1 protein-coding gene is annotated in these 1,308 nt (G+C 31.1%); it reads right to left on the minus strand.

Features of this window, described 5'->3' with window-relative positions; all coding sequences use genetic code 11:
* Positions 1 to 565: 565 nt before the first annotated feature.
* Positions 566 to 766: a hypothetical protein gene (locus tag HGB55_RS15020; RefSeq protein WP_168817887.1), complete on the minus strand. Its 201-nt coding sequence runs from the start codon at positions 764 to 766 to the stop codon at positions 566 to 568.
* Positions 767 to 1,308 lie beyond the last annotated feature (542 nt).

A 1,308-nucleotide genomic window follows, 5' to 3' on the forward strand; every position in this document is an offset into this window, starting at 1 on the left:
TGTTAGTAAATATACGAGGATTTTCTGAAAAAGAAAATCCGCCACAATGCAATATAGCCATTGTTAGCATATTTAGCGACACGTTCTGCTGAGCATTGAATTTTTCTGTTATCTGAGGTTTTTCAAACATACTAATTTTTCTCATTCAGCTTTTTCTTCGTTGTTATTTTCACGTTTTATAGGAAAAACTTTGAAATTTCTCAGTTTATTGCAATTATTCATTTTAAAGATATTCGGATTCGTTGCTCAAAATCTTAACCGTTTCAATGCTCAATTCCGTTAGAGTGGAAGTCAATCTGGAATTTTTCAGACTTGTACATATTTTTCATTCAAAGCCAAATTCATTCCGATTCAATTCTCATACCTTTTTGAGTATAAATCACTCAGAAATCTCTCGATTTAGTACAATTTTTTCAGTAAAAACTCAATTCTTTCCGCTTTCATTGCTCAAATCTGACCGCTACAATTTTCACTCCGAAATATTGCTAAAAATCATAGTTTTCAATTAACTTTTTCACCTTTAATTTTCTGACCAAAACTCAGTCGAGCTATTTATGCTAACGGTTTAGGCTATGTTGTCGTTGTGGAAAAATCGGTAAGATTTTTCCGCCATAGCAGTTATGTTAGTAAATATACGAGGATTTTCTGAAAAAGAAAATCCTCCACAATGCAATATAGCCATTGTTAGCATATTTAGCGACACGTTCTGCTGAGCATTGAATTTTTCTATTATCTGAAATTTATCAAACATACTAATTTTTCTCATTTAGCTTTTTCTCCACTATAATTTTCACGTTTTAAAGGAAAAATTTTGAAATTTCTCAATTTATTGGCAATTATTCATTTTAAAGATATTCGGATTCGTTGCTCAAAATCTTAGCCGTTTCAATTCTCAATTCCGGTAGAGTGGAAGTCAATCTGGAATTTTTCAGGTTTGTACATATTTTACATTAAAAGCAAATTCATTCCGATACAATTCTCATTCCGTTTTGAGTATAAATCACTCAGAAATTTCTCGGTTTAGTACAATTTTTTCAGTAGAAACTTAATTCTTTCTGTTTTCATTGCTCAAATCTGACCGCTACAATTTTCACTCCGAAATATTGCTAAAAATCATAGTTTTCAATTAACTTTTTCAATTTTAATTTTTCTGACCAAAATTCATTCGAGCTATTTATGCTAACGGGTTTGTATATGGCTTCGTTGTGGGAAAATCAGCGAGATTTTTCCGCCGAAGCAATTTTGACAATAAATATAAGGAATTTTTCGATTAAAAAATTCCGCCACAATGAGCTATATACGTTGTTG

This window comes from Lutibacter sp. B1, from assembly GCF_012524075.1.
Taxonomy (GTDB): Bacteria; Bacteroidota; Bacteroidia; order Flavobacteriales; family Flavobacteriaceae; genus Lutibacter.

Coding starts and splice junctions, on each gene's coding strand:
- HGB55_RS15020 (WP_168817887.1), bottom strand. CDS start 766: ATGAGAAAAATTAGTATGTTTGATAAATTTCAGATAATAGAAAAATTC.